We start from the raw sequence: 253 nt of genomic DNA, 5'->3' as shown, positions 1-253 counted from the left end.
CACTCATGGTGAATAAGCAAGATGCCAGAGTCGTTGATGTGCGAGGTAAAGAAGAATTTAAAAAAGGCCATATTGTTGATGCGCTTAAAGTGACCTTATCAGAAATTAAAAATAATAAAGTCACAAGCCTTGAAAATTTCAAAACTAACCCCATTATATTAGTATGTGACTCAGGTACTACATCTTCTCAAGCCGCTCAACTTCTTACTAAACAAGGGTTTGAAAACGTGTCTAACCTTAAAGGTGGCATGGG

At 37.2% G+C, this 253-nt stretch carries 1 protein-coding gene; it reads left to right on the top strand.

The genetic code is table 11. The features are described 5' to 3' along the window. A partial coding sequence (locus tag AAEZ03_RS28280; protein ID WP_350583268.1) for a rhodanese-like domain-containing protein occupies positions 1 to 253 on the top strand: 253 nt, incomplete at both ends.

It is taken from the genome of Pseudomonas sp. HY2-MNA-CIBAN-0224 (genome assembly GCF_040310285.1).
Taxonomy (GTDB): Bacteria; Pseudomonadota; Gammaproteobacteria; order Pseudomonadales; family Pseudomonadaceae; genus Aquipseudomonas; species Aquipseudomonas helleri.
This window is presented reverse-complemented; position numbering and strand designations above follow the sequence as displayed.